Genomic DNA, 15,984 nt, shown 5'->3' with positions numbered 1-15,984 from the left:
AAATAGATCAATCGGTGAGCCGCTAGTCCATCTTCTCAGTCTCTCCCATTTATCGGTTATTCAAAACCGATTGTTAAGGGCTTTGAGCAAAAAATGTATGCCCTTTCAATTTATACGAAGCAGCCTGCCTAAAGTTTCAATTGTCCATTCTTAGGGGCAGCGGTAAATTTCTCTTTTGCCGGTTATCCCCTTAGCTCAGAAAAGGGTGGGACGATGTGGGTTTTTATTAACGTATCACTATCTCATCAGCGCTTTATTTCAGATGAAGATGGCGTTTAGGCGGTTTGGATGGTTTGCGCTGCTTGTGCTGCAAGCGGCGAGCTGTTTCTGAGCTAAGGGGATAATGGCTCAAAGCGAAAGGAAGAGGCTGCAACCTTTTTGAAACAGGCATCGTTTATAGGAATAGAACGCGTTCAACAACTAAAGGAGATTGATTCTAATGAAGAAACGTATCGCAACAGCATCTATTTCTGCTGCCGTGGCTCTATCGGTAGCGCTGACAGGTCAGGCTTTCGCAGCAAGTTCATTTACGGATATCGCAACCTCCCCGCAAAAGGCGCAAATTGAGACGCTTCAAGGGCTCGGAATTGTAAATGGCGTATCGCAATCGCTGTTCCAGCCGGAAGAAAACTTAACAAATGCACAAGGTATTTCGCTTATTGTAAAGACGACGCAAATTAGCCTTGCCGCCATTTCATTTAATAAAGCTCCAGAAGCAGAAGGCATTTTTAGCAATGTGAAAAATAATGCCTGGTACGCGGACAGCTTCATCATCGCGCACTACAACGAACTCGACATTCCAGCTGATATTGACCCGAATGCCCCAATGACACGCGAGCAGTTCACGCATTACCTCGTGCAGGCGCTGGAAAAGACCGGACAATACCCGCTGATCAAAATGTATGTCGTCATTTCGGACGAGAGCGACATTACGACTGAATATCAAGGCACCATTCAGCGCGCTTTGCTATACAAGCTTACTGCATTGGATGATAAAGGCGAATTCCATCCACAGCAAATTTTAAACCGTGCTGAATCCACAGCGATGCTGTACAATGCGCATCAATTTATTAAGGAACATAACGAGCAGCTTGAAGGAGAGACTGGTGACCAATCTCTAGAAGAGCAAGGGGTAAAGCCAGCACAGTAATAAACGTTTAAATGCAGCATAGAAACCTCCAACCCTACTGTAAGTAGCGGGTTCGGAGGTTTTTTTTCGTTTATGCCATGAAAACGCTGTTTTATTGACGGATTTTTTGGTTCAGGCCTAAACGCGTGCTTGTTTGCATATACAGGAAGATGCTAGACTAAAGTTGTAGGGAATTTATCTGAATAACTCCGGCTTTTCAAACATAAAAAATCAAAAGCAGCTTGCGTGAAATCACGATGCATCTATAGATAAAAGCAGGACGATCTTGAACCTGGAGGTGTACATTCATGAGCCTGATTCAAAAAGCAATTGATTATGCAGCGGTGCTGCATGGGAATCAGCTTCGCAAAGGGTCAAATATTCCTTATATTTCACATCCGTTCGGTGTGGGTATGATATTAATGGAGGCGGGTTGCCAAGCGGAGTGGGTGGCTGCGGGCATTTTGCATGATACGCTCGAAGATACGGAGGCGACGGAGGAAGCGCTGCTGGAGCTTTTTGGCCCGGAAGTGACGCGAATTGTCGTCGGCTGTACGGAGCCCGACAAATCCTTGTCTTGGGAAGAGCGCAAGCAATATAAACTGGATTATTTGAAAAAGGCGCCGCTAGACATCAAGACGGTAGCCTGCGCGGATAAGCTGCATAATATGGGCTCGACGCTTGCTGCTTATGAGCGGGAGGGCGAGAAGGTATGGGAACGCTTCAACCGCGGCAGGGAGCAGCAGGAATGGTATTACAAGGCGGTGGCGGACAGCCTCGGCCATGAAGGCAGCTTTCCGCTGCTGGACGTTTTAAATCAAAAAATTGAGGCGATGTTTGGTCAAAGGGAAAGCGGGGACAGGGCATAATGACATTGATTAACCAACTGGTGAGCGGAGACGATTTTACCGGATTTTATTTGCTTAGAGAGCTGGAAGTGAAGCAGACCAACGGGGCAACGCCGAAAGATTATTTTGACATCGTATTATGCGATGCCAGCGGCCAGCTTTCCGCTAAATATTGGGACGTATCGAGTGCGGATAAGGAAACCTTTTTCCCAATGGGATTGGTAAAAATCCAAGGCAACGCTCATACATACCGGGAGAAGCTGCAAATAAAAATTTCGCGCATGCGCAAGGTTACGGAAGAGGACGGGGTAGCGCTGACGGATTTCATCCGCTCGGCGCCGGTTCGTCCAGTCGATCTCGTGCATACGATTAAACAGGTAACGGAGAGCATTGCTGATCAGGAAATTAGAACCATCGTCACGTATTGCGTTGATAAGGTCGAGGACAGACTGATGCATTATCCGGCTGCGAAAACGCATCATCACGCTTATTTTGCCGGTCTTGCTTATCATATTGTACGGATGCTGGAAATAGGCGCTTTTATTTGCAAGCAGCGTCCATTCTTGAATGCCGATTTAATCAAGGCAGGCATTGTGCTGCATGATATTGCGAAGCCGGAGGAGATGGTTGCCCAGCTAGGGATCGTATCCGAATACAGCCTGTCTGGCAAGCTGATGGGGCATATTTCGCTCGCATCCAACTGGATTACGGAAGCGGCTATTCGCTGCGACATTGATCTGGAGTCGGAAAAGGTGCTCGGTCTGCAGCATTTGGTGCTCTCCCATCACAATTTGGGTGAATGGGGCAGCCCGGTGCAGCCTCAGACAGCAGAAGCGGTCGCGCTGCATCATATTGATGCCATGGATGCCAAGCTGCAAATGGTCGAGGATGCGCTGGACACGACGCCGGACACGGAACCGTGGACACCCTTTATTCGCGGGCTCGAAAATAAGCCTATTTATCGGATGAAGCTGTAACTCTGCTTAGAATAACAGGGAACAAACATATCTATAAAAATTTGAGGTGACAATAACGGGTACGCAGGCTCATGCTTGCCAGGCCCGTTCAATACCAATGGCAGAAATCATACAAACGCCGATTAAGCAGTGCGCGTACTGTAACGAAGACAAGCCGCTTGGCGATTTTTTGCGCCGTACCGGCCGGCGCTCGGGCCCTGACTCGCGGCGCGGCGCCTGCCGCTCCTGCAGGAAAGAACGGGCGAGCTCGCAGGCCGCGCCAGCAGCTGTTGTGGAGGCGCCAGTTGTACAAGCAGGCGCCGCGGATGAGTCTAGGCTGGAAGCGGCGGCTGCTGGCGTCCAGAAGAAGTCCCGCCGGAAGCGCGGCGGGAGAAGAAGGCGGGCGAAGGCCGCAGCGGCAGTAGCCGCCGCAGCTGAGCAAGCGGCGAAGGAAACGGGCGGCAGGGAAGCGGCGAAAGCCAGCGCAGCTGCCCCGAGAGCAGGCGCCCAGCCGCCAGGAGCGGATTCAGCAGTGGCGGCAGTGGTGCAGGAAGCCGGCGCAATTAGCAGGCCAGGCGTCGTTCGCAAGCTGGAGAAGAAGGCACCGCGGGCGAAGACGGCTGCCCGCTCGCCGAAGCAGCGTCCTTTGCCGAAGCCGTCTAATCATTCGCCGACGGACCCTGCCTATTTGCGTCCTTCCGGGCAAGGCACGGTATGGATGAGAGGCAAAACCGACAAGGGCAGGCAGTGGTATCAGGAAATTGAACTGGAGCTGGCCGTTATACTCGTTAACGAGCATGCCGCCGTTGTCGTGAATCGCCGGACGATTCGCAGGCTATTCAGCAATAAAGATTTTCGTAAATATATTTTAACGCGGGATAATTATACTTGCTTTTTCTGCAAGCAGTATGGCGATACGATCGACCATATGCTTCCGCGCGCCAAGGGCGGCCATACGACGCCGGACAATTGTGTTTGCGCTTGCCATATGTGCAACCAGTCGAAGGCAGACAAAAACCTGGAGGATTTTATGCGGGAAGTATAGTCCCATTAACAAAAAGCGCCAACATACGAGCGGGCAGCCATGCTGCACGGTATGTTGGCGCTTATTTGTGTAGGAAAAAGTTAGACGTGGAACAGCTTCTACAAGTTCAGTGCGTTGACAAGCTGGATCGAGGCATTGTAGTAGCCTTCGTTCCAGCCATAGTTATACATGCTGTCCTCGTAGCTCATGATGCCAATTATAAAAAGTAAAAACACCAGCAAGCTGAGGAATAGGCTAATAGCTCCGCAAATGAGGCCGGCTATCGCCATGCCGCGTCCTTGCTCTCGCGTTTTTGGAATTTGGTTAAGCGAAACGATGCCCATTACGACAGCGACAATGCCTAATAGTATACCGATGAACGGGATGAAGGATGTAATGCCGCACACGAGCGCGGCAATTGCAGCACCGTTCGTCTTCTGCACTGGTGGCTGGAATGGCGCATGGTTTTGATAATTATGCCCATTGTTATAGTCGTTCAAGGATGGTTCCTCCTAAGCTTGGAAATATGATGAAATCAGGGTTTCCATTATTATACGTCTCTTTTTACCCGAAGGCTATACATTACTTGGTAAAGAGAGGGACATCTAATCCGTTTTTTGAACCAATCGAACGATTTGGAGTGCTTACTGATCTGGCGACGCTCCATATCTTGCGAGCGCAAGGGACGATGCCTCACGCATGCGGCGCTGCAAATAATCGCCTTCGGTCACTTTAATTCGCTTGCCGAGGAAGCGGATTTTTGACAAAACATATTCTGCTTCATTACTTGGAAACGTCAGCTTAATCGTATAACGGTTGAGCTGGTCATCGTAGGACACAACCTTCTCAAAGCAGGAAAAAGCGTACAAAATTCGCGACAGCTCCGCATTATACGTTTCCATAACCTGAATGACTGCACTCGTGCTGCGCTTAGTGAGCAGCGCCTCAATAGAGGCGGAAAGCTGTACATAACGCTCAGGCTCGCAAGGCATATCTTGAATGGCGAGAATCGTTTGCAGCTTCGTGCTCATTAATGTCCTGTGGCGCTGGTGATACCAGAGCAAATACCATTCTTTTTTCACCATGGAATATTCCAGCTTATAGGGCACGCCGGCTTGTTGTTCGTGCTGTCTGCCGTTTTTGATCATGTAGCTCAGCTTGATTTGGTTGCGATGCATAATTGAGCGTCTAAGCTGGCGCAGCAGCGGGTGGTACACTTGCAGCTCTTTGCTGGCGGCTTTCTGAATGAGCGGACCGGCTGTTTCCATAACGCTGTCCTGCTCAAGCAGGCTTTCAAGCTTCGCGAGTGTTCCGGGCGCAAAAGCCTGCACCGCTTCAGGATGCTGCAGCATCGCCTTGAGCCAGCTTCGTTCATTCCCCGTCACCATAAAGGTGCCGGAGTCTTCAAGGCGGGACATGAGCTGATAGTTGAATATTTTCTCAAACGGATTCATAGTAACCAGCAATCTCCTTCCATTCGTCAATCATCTCATTGCGCAAACGGAGAGGCTCCAGCACCTCGCAGCTTGAACCGAAGCTGCGCAGCCAAGGCCTGATTTCGAACGTGCCGTTCACTTCGATTTCATATATGAAGGAATCTGCGCCAGCCTCCTCGATAATGCGTCCCCACTGGCCTTGCAGCAACACGCGTTCCTTAATGAAGTTGTGCGGTGCCCCTACAGGGTGAAAGAAACGGGCACGCACCGTAACGGTTCTTCCCGTATCAATGAGCCAGCTTTGCGCCGTGCGCGCTTCGAGCTGTGCCAAATGCTGCTCAAATTGCTCCTGCGGCACAGCCTCGCCCTCCTCAATTTGCGTCATGCCCTCCATCCTGTATTTCACAATAACTTTGTCTGAACGAAAGCCGAGCAAATACCAGCGTCCATACTGGTGGTCATATACGACTTTAATCGGAATGGCGACCTCTTCCTTGCCCGTTGTATCGCGCTCGAACAAAGGGTTCGTGTTGCGAGAGGCATAGCTGGTTTCTTTTTTCGGTGAAAAATAAAGAAATTTCACCTTCCGGCGCTGGCGAATGGCGGCCAGCAGGCTGAATAAATGAGCTTCATCCAGCAGGCGGGAGTAAAAGTGATATTTATATAAAAAAGCGTCCAGCGTGGCGTTGTCCTCCTGCGTGCGCTGCAAATGTTTTTTCAAGCTGTCGCGCAGCATGTAGCCCTGCACGGATGGAACATGCGTATTTGCCATGACGTCGGCAAAATCGTATAAATCCAGCAGCTCCTCCTCCGTCAGCTCCTGCACCAGCTCGTTTGCCAGCCGGTAGCGGTACGGACGAGGCCCCGGTTCTTTGCGGATGACGCCGACCTCTTCCAAATATTTCAGATCGCTGCGCACCGTTTTCTCATCCGGTGGCGCCAGCTCAGCGGGCATATTGCCGCAGCAAGCGTCCATCAGCTCCATGGCGGTCATGGCACTGCCGCTTTGCAGCGTCTCCAGCAGCAGGGAAATACGCTTGCTCTCGGTTTCCTTCAGCGACTTGGCGCGGAATAGAAAGAGCAGCATAGGATCGGCGGAATCAAAATAGCTATAACGAACGGTCTCTGCAAATTCCTTGCCCTGTTCCTCAGGAAGCTGCTGGTAGACGGCGTTTACAATTTCCTTGAGCTTTTTAATCGTTTTATCAAATGTATGAATGGAGATGCCGAGCCGATCTGCGAATTGCTGCCGATTATAGGCTCCGCTTGTTAACACAAGCATGCGCAGAAACTGAATCTCTTTATCGAAGCTTTCTTTAGCCAACGGTGGTCCCCTGCCTTCCAGCTTACTCTCGCTTTCTATTGTTTTATTCTATGAAGGATTAGTAGCGTTGTCAAAAAAGACCATAGGCGTGAAAAAAGTTATATTTTTCCTGGTCGTAATACTTTCGCCATGTTCGAGGGGGGATTTTTAAGGCAAAATCAGATCCATAAGAGCGGCTACGGAGCGTCAGTGACGCAGGGCAGAATGAAGGAGGAACAGCAATGATCAACACAATGAATGACATGACGAAACAAGTACTGCAGAAGACGATTCAGCTTAAAGGAACCAATCACCGCGAGCTCAGCCTTCCAAACGGAAAGCTGCATGTATACGCAAATGATGAAGTGTTTGCATCACTTGAGCCTAATGTATATCAAATGGCTGACAACAATTTGCGCATTCCGCGCAATCAATATATGGGTTATACGCCGGATGCGCATATTGGAGTAGGAACGTGCATTGGAACGACGGCCGTCTGGAATATGAAGGATGGCTTTATCTCGCCGTCGATTGTGGGATCGGATATCGGCTGCGGCATGAGGGTGCATACAACGCCGCTGCATAAGCGCGATATTCAGGATAAAGAGGTGCGCCGCGCACTAATTAGAGCGATTGAACAATACGTGCCAACCCACGAGCGGACGAATACAAATTACGCGGATATCGATATTATGAGCGTTGTGCAGCACGGGCTAAAAGGGCTTCCGGCCCAGTATGTGCCTAATGAGCAATGGCTGACGCATGTCGAGCAAGCGGCATTCGCCTTCGACCATGCTGCGCTGGAGCATTTGCCGCCCCGTATTATGCGTAATGCCCATGGGCAGTTAGGATCGCTCGGCAACGGCAACCATTTTATTGAAATTCAATATTTGGACATCAACGACGAATACGGCGAATTGGCGGAAAAATGGGGCTTGTTCGACGGCCAGGTCGTCGTCATGATCCATTCCGGCTCGCGCTCCTGGGGCGCTGCCGTTGGCCGTGAATATAACAAGGTCATCAAAGAAGCGATGTACCAGTGGGGAATTAGCAACCCTGATCCAAATCTGGTGTATGCACCGATTGAAAGCCGCGAGGGACAAATGTATTTGAATCTCATGTATTCGGCGCTGAATTTCGCCGTCAGCAATCGCCATATGATTGCGTTTGGCGTCCAGCAAGCGTTCCGGGATGTTTTTGGCCCGGAGATGGAGCTGCCTGTGCTTTATGATCTGATGCATAATTACGCGCTCAAGGAGTTTCACCGCAAGCAGCCGATGCTCGTTCATCGGAAGGGTGCGACGCGTGCGCTGCCGCCGAACCATTTTTTAAATACGCCTGCTTATAAGGAGACGGGGCATCCTGCTCTTATTCCAGGCTCGATGGGAACGGCATCCTATATTATGGTCGGCAAGGATGAAGGGGTGAAAAACTTCTATTCCATCTGCCATGGGGCGGGGCGCGCCAGATCGAGACGGGCGACGAAGGAACTCGTCACCGTCGATCAATTTGAGCAATCGCTGCGTGTCGGGAGCGACGATGAAATTTTGGTCAACCACCGCTCATTGAAGGATATTCTCGATGAATGTCCGCAGGCTTACAAGGACGTGGATCAAATTATCGATAGTGTGGTCGGCGCTTCGCTTGCGGCTGTCGTTGCCAAATGCCAGCCGATGGCTGCCATTAAAGGCACTTAGAGACTGCGACGAAATAAAGTACCGCTAATTTCCTCGCAGCTCCTTAACTTTGCTATTTAAGATAACTTCAATAATAGATTGGGCTGCATAGCTTATGGCTTGCCATGGCATGGATTTCAGTATGATCCAGCAGTACGGGCGTACACTGTGCGCTTGTGTGCTGCAAAGCGCATGAAGCTTGGGCCCCACCAGCTTTAGAATCGGGTTCGAATCCCAACCGTTTTTATACGGAGCATTGGAGCAGCTGTAGCTACGCTATAGCACACATCAACTCCCTTTCAAGGAGCAAAAAAATGAGAGACTCTTGCAGCAGGAATGCTCATGCCGGCCTTTACGGCGGCGCTGCGGCACGGCTATGCAATCGGTGGATACCGAGCAGGGAAAGCGGGTATATTTTGCGGTTAGCAAAGCGAAGGATCGGCCGGTTGAAGTTGAACACGGCCGCTATGCTTCGCAGAGCACCGCGCAAATTGCTGCGCTTGATGATGCTCTTAAGCCTGATTCCGCTTTAACCGCAGGAAGCATTCCTGATTGTAAGAATCACAACGACTCAAATGACAAATCAATCAATCTAACGTTTAACTAACCTGAATGAGGTGGCTTATATGACGACTAAATTTAAAAATCCATTGATTATACAGGATGATGAGCGCGCGCTTCTGTTCCGTAAAGGCGGATATATCAAGCTTTTGCAGCCAGGCAAATACCGGTTGTCCGCATGGCGCGAGGAAACGGCGACTGTACTGAATGTGACGAAGCGTTTTCAAGTTACGGGCAAGGATGCCGATATGTTTCTGCATGATCAGGAGCTGCTCGCCCAGCTTACTATCGTTGAGGTGCAGGATTTTGAATATGTGCTGCATTATGTAGATGGGAAATTTAATTCCTTGTTGACGGCAGGCAAGCATATTTTCTGGAATGTGCTGAAAAAGCATACGTTCGTTCATGCGGATATTCGCCAGCCTGAGATCGGCAAGGACATTAATCTCGCGATTATGTCTAAGCTTAATGGCTACTACCAGTGCGTGGAGGTCGCGAATTATGAGACAGCGGCACTGTTTTATAACAATGTGATGCAGCGGGAGCTGGCGCCGGGCAAATATTATTTCTGGAATGGCCCGACGACGGTGCTCGTCCGCAAGACGGATTTGCGCCAGCAGCAGCTTGATTTGACGGGACAGGAAATGATGACGGAGGACAAGGTAACGCTGCGGCTTAACTTCGTCTGCCAATACAAAATCACCGATCCGATTAAAGTGCTGATGATTAAATCGTTTGAAGATCAGGTGTACATTGTGCTGCAGCTGATTTTGCGGGAATATGTCGGTACGCTGCGCCTCGATGATTTGCTGAAGATGAAGCAGGAAATCGCCGCATTCGTGCTTTCCCGGCTCAATGAGAAGGGCGACGATTACGGCGTCCAGTTTCTGTCGGCAGGCGTGAAGGACATTATTTTGCCAGGCGATATTAAGGATATTATGAACACGGTGCTCATTGCGGAGAAGAAGGCGCAAGCCAATCTCATCACCCGCCGCGAGGAGACGGCTTCTACCCGCAGCCTGCTGAACACAGCGAAGCTGATGGATGAAAATACGACGCTGTACCGCCTCAAAGAGCTTGAGTTCATGGAAAAAATTTGCGAGAAAATCGGCACGATTTCGCTGTCCAGCGGCGGCAACATGCTGGAGCAGCTCAATTCGCTGCTGAGTGCAAAGCAAGAATGATAAGGTGAAGCCCTTTTACTAATCGATAGAAGGGAATAGCGATGTAGATAAATAACGCTCTCCGCTGTCTGGAAGCAAAGCGACGATGGTTTTGCCAGCATTGCTTGGCCGATTGGCAATTTGTGCTGCTGCATATGCAGCGGCGCCGGAGGAGATTCCGGCCAGCAGGCCCTCGGTTCTTGCAAGCAGTCGTGCAGTTGCAAATGCATCTTCTTTTTTAACTTTAAAAATCTCATCGACATATTGGCTGTGGAAATTGTCTGGAATAAATCCGGCTCCAAGTCCCTGAATAGCATGTCTACCCGGATTGCCTCCAGACAATACAGGCGAATCGTAGGGCTCGATCGCAATGATCTGCACAGCGGGCTTGCGTTCCTTCAAGAGCCGTCCTACACCAGATATGGTACCGCCTGTTCCTACACCAGCGATGAAAATATCAACTTCACCGTCCGTATCGCGCCAAATTTCTTCTGCGGTTGTGCTTAGGTGAATTTCCGGATTGGCAGGATTGTTGAACTGTTGGGGGATAAAAGAATTTGGCGTCTCGGCAGCAAGCTGCTCGGCCCGTCTAATGGCGCCCGTCATGCCTTCCGCTTCCGGTGTTAAAATCAGCTCGGCACCAAGCGCAAGCAGCAGCTTTCGCCGTTCAATGCTGAACGTTTCAGGAAGGGTAATGATTAGCTTATAGCCAAGAGCTGCGGCGGCAAACGCTAGCCCGATTCCGGTATTGCCGCTCGTTGGCTCGATAATGACCGAGTTTTTATGAATGAGACCTTTTTCTTCGGCATCTTTAATCATGGCAAAGCCTATACGATCCTTTACGCTTCCAGCTGGATTTAAATACTCCAGTTTTGCGATTACAGTTGCTTGCAAGTTTTGTGAATTTCTAAAATTAACAAGCTCAAGCAGCGGCGTATTTCCAATTAGTTCGGTTAAATTTTTATGAATATTAGCCAATTTTTCTCCTCCTGCTTTGTTTAATCCTACTGTTTAACTGTGATTTAAACAGTACTAAATAATCAAATGATTTGCAATAGAACAGTATCGATCGTGAATTAGTTAAAAATGGGTTGACAATTGCTGGGTACGCGAGTAAGATGAACGAAATAACTTGAAGGGAGGCCGAAACAAATGTCCGTAAATATGATGATTATCCGACAAACCAACTTCATAGCTAACGTCCATGCGGGTCGGCCTCAGCGGAACCAACTGCTGTAAGTCGAAGGATTATAGGTCAGCTGTGCGCTGTCTATACTGACTTGCAATAGCTCTAATTACTTAAGAAGCTATGGACGATGCTCGAATGTCCGTAGCTTCTTTTTTGTTGCCAAAAAAACAAAGGAGGGCTTCGGATGAGCGATTATAAAGCTAAAATAGCAGCGGAGCTGCGCAAAATAGAAGCGGAGGAACGCGTGCGTATCGTGTATGCCTGTGAGTCAGGCAGCCGCGCATGGGGCTTCCCGTCGAAGGACAGTGATTACGATGTAAGATTTATTTATGTACGGGAGACAAATTGGTATTTATCGATTTTTGAGCAGCGCGATGTGATTGAACGCCCAATCAGCGACATGCTCGATATTAACGGCTGGGATTTGAAAAAAGCGCTGAATTTATTCCGCAAATCGAATCCGCCGCTGCTGGAATGGCTGCAGTCGCCAATCAACTATATGGAGGAGACGACGGTAGCGGAGCAAATTCGCGAGGCTGCTCCGGCGAGCTTCTCGCCGCGCTCCAGCATCTATCATTATTTGCATATGGCGAAAGGGAACTTTCGCGAGTATTTGCAGGGCGACCAAGTGAAAATTAAAAAATATTTCTACGTGCTGCGCCCGGTGCTCGCCTGCCAATGGGTTGAAGAGCGAGGCACCGTACCTCCTCTGTCATTTGAGGAGCTGGTGCATGAGCTGCTGCCGGATTCGTCGCTTAAACGCGAGGTGCTCACGCTGCTTGAACGCAAGAAAGCGGGCATCGAGCTGGATTTGGAGCCGAAAATCAGCGTAATTAACGATTTTCTCGCTAGGCGTATCGCCTATTACGAGGAAGTGGCAAAGCAAGCGCCAGCTTCGGGGCAGAAGCAGGATCAAGCGCTGGATGAACTATTTCGCTCGGCACTCCGGGAAGTATGGGGGCCGGGCGCGGAATAGAGCGGCAGGCAAGGCGGCAGGGTGCAGCCGCAGCATAAGAAACGAGGAAATTTAATTGATGTTACACAACTATTATCAACAAGTGAAGCTGCCATCGGGGCAGGTGCATGTATATGCGGGGCCGGAGCTGTTTGCTGCGCTGGATTATAAAGTTTTTGAGCTTGCCAACAACAATTTGCAAATACCGAATCAAGTTTATATGGGCTACACACCTGACGTTCATGTTGGCGTAGGTACGTGCATTGGAACGACGGCGGTATGGAATATGGAGGATGGCTACGTCTCGCCTTCGATTGTAGGCAGCGATATTGGCTGCGGCATGCGGGTTCATTTGACCAATTTGCATAAGGATGAATTGAAGGATGTGAAGCTTCGCCGCAAGCTGGTGAAGGCGATTGAGAAATATTTGCCGATGGAAGAGCATGGGCGGGGCCATTTTTCAGATATTCGCTTAGAGCATGTTGTGAAAAAAGGATTGCACGGCTTGCCGAAAAAATATATTCCGGATGCTTATACACCGCGCAAAGCGACTTCGCTGACGCATGTGGAAAGCAGCAAATTTTATGTGGATGGCGGCGCGCTGGGCTTATTCCCGGAACGGGTATGGCATCGCTCGCATCGCCAGCTTGGCACGCTTGGCGGGGGCAATCATTTTGCTGAAATTCAGGCGATTGAAATTCCCGAGGAAAACCGCGAAATTGCGGAAGCATGGGGTTTGACCGATGGCCAGGTCGTCATTATGATTCATTCCGGCTCGCGTGCATGGGGCGGCTCGGTCAGCCAATATTGCAGCAGCAATATGACTAAAATGATGAAAGCGGAAGGGCTGGGCACCGCCGATCCAAAGCTGGTGTTCGCGCCGCTTGCACATCAACTCGGCAAAGATTATGTGGAGCTGATGTACTCCGCTCTGAACTATGCGGTCGTCAACCGCCATCTCATCGCTTATGCAATTCGCGAGGCGGGGAAGGATGTTTTTGGCAGCAAATTTGAAATGTCGACGCTGTATGATCTCATGCACAATTATGCATGGGAGGAAGAGCATGACGGGCATTCGTATTTCGTCCATCGCAAAGGGGCGACAAGAGCGCTTCCTGCACACCATCCGGATAATCCTGAGCCATACAAGGAAACGGGGCATCCAGCGCTCATTCCCGGCTCGATGGGCTCCTCCTCCTACATTATGGTGGGCAATCCAGGAGGACGCGACAATTACCACTCCATCTGCCATGGAGCTGGGCGCATCCGCTCGCGGAGTGCGAGCAAACGGCTCATTACAGTTGAAGAGTTTGCCGCATCAATGCGGGTGGGGATGGAGGACGAAATTGTTCTCAACCAGCGTTCGCTGGAGTCGATGGTCGACGAGTCGCCGCAGGCGTACAAGGATGTAGATCAAATTATTGAGAGCGTCGTTGGAGCCGGACTTGCCGAGGTTGTGGCCAAATGCAAGCCGCTGGCGACGATTAAGGGGGCTTAAGCGATGTTAACGGATAAACGGGAAAAAAGCCTCAGCAAGATGATGACCAAAATATTGCGGCACGCGCCCGAAAAGTTCGGCATCCTGCTTGATGAAGCGGATGGCTCCTGCTTGCTTAGCGAGCTGCTGGCCGCCATTAATCGGCAGCCGGATTGGAGCAGCATGACGGAAGCGCATATCCGCTATGTTGTGGAGCGCTCCTCGAAGCAGCGCTTTGAGCTTGCAGACGGGCGCATCCGCGCCCGTTATGGGCATAGCGTGCAAAAGGTGAGCTATCCGGCTGCGGTGCCGCCGGAAGTTTTGTATCATGGCACGAATGAAGCGGTGGTGGCGGCTATTTTGCGCGAAGGCATTCAAGCGATGGGCCGCCAGTATTGCCATCTGTCGGAGAGGCTGGATTTTGCGGCCCTTGCTGGTAGCCGAAGGGGCAAGCTGGTGATTTTGGCAGTGGATACGCAGCTTGCTGCGGAGCTCGGGGTTGTTTTTTATTATGCTGGCAATGAGGTGTGGCTGGCTGAGGAAATTCCGGCGGCATGCTGCCGGAAATATGATTTGCCGATTGATACGGTGAAAAATTAGGTAAAAGAATTACAATTTTCGCTGAGGTAATCGCAGCCATTTTTTGGTGCGAATGTGAAGCTTCCGTGAATTCCCTAGGAAATTCGCACCTCAGAAAATGTCGTGTGTTGTCGATTTTGAATGTGTATGCAAACCATACTCGGGCTGCTACTCCTTACTTACCGTTTATACGATACCAATCTCATCTGACTGTTCAAGGTATAAGGTACCGTTGCATCCGAGTGTTGCAGGAAACACATAGCTCGAGCCGCTACCGCCATTTTTTTACGGACTGAGGTTCCGCTATTCTGGCTTTTGAGACAATTTGGGGTCGTAAGCGGACAGGAAAGCCGTTATTTTCTTCATTCTCCCATCAAAATAACATTAAGCAGCGCATTAGCGTCACCTGTGCTCTTCTGTCAATAGAGTAGACACGCCCATTATGCTATTTTTTCGTAATAAAGCTGTTCGAAACGCAAGGGTGACATGTAGCCAAGCGTGCTGTTTGAACGTTTTCGGTTATAAAAGAACTCCAGATACCGATACAACTGCTCATAGGCTTCTTGCTTGGTCTTAAATTTGGGATTACAGTAAATCAATTCACGTTTTAGGATACTGTGAAAGGCTTCAATACAAGCGTTATCGTAGCAGTTTCCTCTCCGGCTCATACTGGCCTTCATCTGGTAGGTGCTGAGTTGCTCACGGTAGGCTTTTGACGCATATTGCGATCCGCGATCGGAGTGGTGGATGAGTCCTTTTTCTGGCTTTTTCGCCGCGTAAGCCTGCTTGAGGGCGTCTAGTACCAGATCCGTTGTCATGTGATCACTTAATTGCCAGCCTACGATTTGTTTCGTGTAGAGATCCAGGATGCTCGCCAAATAGAGCTTACCTTGGCGACAGGGAATGTAGGTGATGTCCGCCACCCATTTCTCATTGGGCTTGGTCGCCGAAAAATCTTGCTGCAGCTCGTTCGGTGCGACCGGCCACTCGTGATTCGAATCGGTTGTGGTGACGCGGAACTTGCGTGACATGCAGGAACGCAGCCCCTTTTCGCGCATAATAAAGCTGACCGTACGCTCCGATACGATCCAGCCTTCTTTAAGAAGCTCGTTGTAGATACGGGGGCTTCCATAACGGAATAGCGAGTCATCATAGTGCCACGTGATTCGCTGGGTGAGCTTTTCTTTTCGCTGCTGCCTTCCGGACGGCGCTGCTGTGCGCCATTTGTAATAGCCGCTCCTGGATACGTGAAGCACCTGGCACATCTTCTCCACTCGAAATTCGGAGCGATGATCTTCGATGAAGGAGAACCTTAGTTCTTTTCTTTGCTGAAGATGTGCAGCGCCTTTTTTAGAATCGCCATTTCTTCTTTCAGATCCGCCATTTCCCGCTCTTTACGGCGGGTTTCCGCTTCCCTTTCTTTGAGGGTTTGTTCGAGCTTACGGATTTTTTCCGGATAGTTGACCTCCTCCTGATCGAACGCTCGATATTGACCGATCCATTGATGCAGGGTGCTTTTGGGAATATTCAGCTACTCACAAATGTCGGCTATGGTCTTGGTCTTTTCTTGTACATACTTAACCGTCTGTCTTTTGAATTCTTCATTGTATCGTTGCCGTTGTTCTCCCACTCGCGGACACCTCTTCTTTTTCGTTACGTCTATTATTAGGCGTTCCTTAACGCTGTGT

General features: G+C 50.0%; 15 protein-coding genes. 10 read left to right on the top strand and 5 right to left on the bottom strand.

The annotated features are described in order from the left end of the window. Positions 1-439 precede the first annotated feature (439 nt). The 4 genes from AC6B99_RS10670 to AC6B99_RS10655 all read left to right on the top strand — a co-directional run bounded on the left by AC6B99_RS10670 (position 440) and on the right by AC6B99_RS10655 (position 3,978). Positions 440-1,150, top strand: coding sequence for an S-layer homology domain-containing protein (locus AC6B99_RS10670; protein WP_056039660.1), 711 nt, complete (start codon positions 440-442; stop codon positions 1,148-1,150). Positions 1,151-1,437: 287 nt separating this feature from the next. Further along, the gene (locus AC6B99_RS10665) at positions 1,438-1,998 is read left to right on the top strand and encodes an HD domain-containing protein (RefSeq protein WP_056039663.1); all 561 of its coding nucleotides are present in this window, start codon (positions 1,438-1,440) and stop codon (positions 1,996-1,998) included. Further along, the gene (locus tag AC6B99_RS10660) at positions 1,998-2,954 is read left to right on the top strand and encodes a 3'-5' exoribonuclease YhaM family protein (protein ID WP_056039667.1); all 957 of its coding nucleotides are present in this window, start codon (positions 1,998-2,000) and stop codon (positions 2,952-2,954) included. The genes AC6B99_RS10665 and AC6B99_RS10660 overlap by 1 nt, the downstream gene beginning before the upstream one ends. Before the next feature lie 97 nt (positions 2,955-3,051). After that, the gene (locus tag AC6B99_RS10655; RefSeq protein WP_235533248.1) at positions 3,052-3,978 is read left to right on the top strand and encodes an HNH endonuclease; all 927 of its coding nucleotides are present in this window, start codon (positions 3,052-3,054) and stop codon (positions 3,976-3,978) included. A 98-nt stretch (positions 3,979-4,076) separates the two neighbouring features. On the opposite strand, the gene AC6B99_RS10650 is transcribed toward AC6B99_RS10655, so the two are convergent. The 3 genes from AC6B99_RS10650 to AC6B99_RS10640 all read right to left on the bottom strand — a co-directional run bounded on the left by AC6B99_RS10650 (position 4,077) and on the right by AC6B99_RS10640 (position 6,717). Continuing rightward, entirely contained in the window at positions 4,077-4,457 is a 381-nt protein-coding gene (locus AC6B99_RS10650) for a DUF4190 domain-containing protein (RefSeq protein WP_494864084.1), read from the bottom strand. Positions 4,458-4,601: 144 nt separating this feature from the next. Further along, on the bottom strand, positions 4,602-5,411 hold the full coding sequence (locus AC6B99_RS10645; protein ID WP_056039671.1) for a WYL domain-containing protein: 810 nt from the start codon (positions 5,409-5,411) through the stop codon (positions 4,602-4,604). After that, positions 5,398-6,717, bottom strand: a complete 1,320-nt coding sequence (locus AC6B99_RS10640; protein ID WP_494864083.1) for a WCX domain-containing protein — start codon at positions 6,715-6,717, stop codon at positions 5,398-5,400. Before AC6B99_RS10640 ends, AC6B99_RS10645 begins: the two co-directional genes overlap by 14 nt. Before the next feature lie 221 nt (positions 6,718-6,938). On the opposite strand from AC6B99_RS10640, the gene AC6B99_RS10635 reads away from it, so the two are divergent. The 3 genes from AC6B99_RS10635 to AC6B99_RS10625 all read left to right on the top strand — a co-directional run bounded on the left by AC6B99_RS10635 (position 6,939) and on the right by AC6B99_RS10625 (position 10,117). Then, the gene (locus tag AC6B99_RS10635; protein ID WP_496663322.1) at positions 6,939-8,393 is read left to right on the top strand and encodes an RtcB family protein; all 1,455 of its coding nucleotides are present in this window, start codon (positions 6,939-6,941) and stop codon (positions 8,391-8,393) included. A 355-nt stretch (positions 8,394-8,748) separates the two neighbouring features. Further along, a complete protein-coding gene (locus AC6B99_RS10630) occupies positions 8,749-8,979 on the top strand; it encodes a hypothetical protein (protein ID WP_496663321.1) in 231 nt (76 codons plus the stop codon). A gap of 19 nt (positions 8,980-8,998) precedes the next feature. Then, positions 8,999-10,117 carry a slipin family protein gene (locus AC6B99_RS10625; RefSeq protein WP_056039679.1) on the top strand — a complete coding sequence of 373 codons (1,119 nt, stop codon included), beginning with the start codon at positions 8,999-9,001 and terminating at the stop codon, positions 10,115-10,117. A gap of 18 nt (positions 10,118-10,135) precedes the next feature. On the opposite strand, the gene cysK is transcribed toward AC6B99_RS10625, so the two are convergent. Then, positions 10,136-11,074: a cysteine synthase A gene (cysK, locus tag AC6B99_RS10620; protein WP_056039682.1), complete on the bottom strand. Its 939-nt coding sequence runs from the start codon at positions 11,072-11,074 to the stop codon at positions 10,136-10,138. A gap of 395 nt (positions 11,075-11,469) precedes the next feature. Between cysK and AC6B99_RS10615 the strand changes: the two genes are divergently transcribed. Genes AC6B99_RS10615 through AC6B99_RS10605 form a run of 3 tightly spaced genes read left to right on the top strand, consistent with a single transcriptional unit; the run spans position 11,470 to position 14,317 of the window. Beyond that, positions 11,470-12,261: a nucleotidyltransferase domain-containing protein gene (locus AC6B99_RS10615; RefSeq protein WP_496663320.1), complete on the top strand. Its 792-nt coding sequence runs from the start codon at positions 11,470-11,472 to the stop codon at positions 12,259-12,261. A gap of 58 nt (positions 12,262-12,319) precedes the next feature. Then, complete coding sequence (locus AC6B99_RS10610) at positions 12,320-13,738, top strand: RtcB family protein (RefSeq protein ID WP_496663369.1); 1,419 nt, start codon at positions 12,320-12,322, stop codon at positions 13,736-13,738. Positions 13,739-13,741: 3 nt separating this feature from the next. Further along, a complete protein-coding gene (locus tag AC6B99_RS10605; protein ID WP_496663319.1) occupies positions 13,742-14,317 on the top strand; it encodes an RNA 2'-phosphotransferase in 576 nt (191 codons plus the stop codon). 419 nt (positions 14,318-14,736) lie between these two features. On the opposite strand, the gene AC6B99_RS10600 is transcribed toward AC6B99_RS10605, so the two are convergent. Then, on the bottom strand, positions 14,737-15,597 hold the full coding sequence (locus tag AC6B99_RS10600; protein WP_494883715.1) for an IS3 family transposase: 861 nt from the start codon (positions 15,595-15,597) through the stop codon (positions 14,737-14,739). Positions 15,598-15,984 lie beyond the last annotated feature (387 nt).

The sequence above is a fragment of the Paenibacillus liaoningensis genome (assembly GCF_059609455.1).
This window is presented reverse-complemented; position numbering and strand designations above follow the sequence as displayed.

Coding starts and splice junctions, on each gene's coding strand:
- AC6B99_RS10670 (WP_056039660.1), top strand. CDS start 440: ATGAAGAAACGTATCGCAACAGCATCTATTTCTGCTGCCGTGGCTCTA.
- AC6B99_RS10665 (WP_056039663.1), top strand. CDS start 1,438: ATGAGCCTGATTCAAAAAGCAATTGATTATGCAGCGGTGCTGCATGGG.
- AC6B99_RS10660 (WP_056039667.1), top strand. CDS start 1,998: ATGACATTGATTAACCAACTGGTGAGCGGAGACGATTTTACCGGATTT.
- AC6B99_RS10655 (WP_235533248.1), top strand. CDS start 3,052: ATGGCAGAAATCATACAAACGCCGATTAAGCAGTGCGCGTACTGTAAC.
- AC6B99_RS10645 (WP_056039671.1), bottom strand. CDS start 5,411: ATGAATCCGTTTGAGAAAATATTCAACTATCAGCTCATGTCCCGCCTT.
- AC6B99_RS10635 (WP_496663322.1), top strand. CDS start 6,939: ATGATCAACACAATGAATGACATGACGAAACAAGTACTGCAGAAGACG.
- AC6B99_RS10630 (WP_496663321.1), top strand. CDS start 8,749: ATGCAATCGGTGGATACCGAGCAGGGAAAGCGGGTATATTTTGCGGTT.
- AC6B99_RS10625 (WP_056039679.1), top strand. CDS start 8,999: ATGACGACTAAATTTAAAAATCCATTGATTATACAGGATGATGAGCGC.
- AC6B99_RS10615 (WP_496663320.1), top strand. CDS start 11,470: ATGAGCGATTATAAAGCTAAAATAGCAGCGGAGCTGCGCAAAATAGAA.
- AC6B99_RS10610 (WP_496663369.1), top strand. CDS start 12,320: ATGTTACACAACTATTATCAACAAGTGAAGCTGCCATCGGGGCAGGTG.
- AC6B99_RS10605 (WP_496663319.1), top strand. CDS start 13,742: ATGTTAACGGATAAACGGGAAAAAAGCCTCAGCAAGATGATGACCAAA.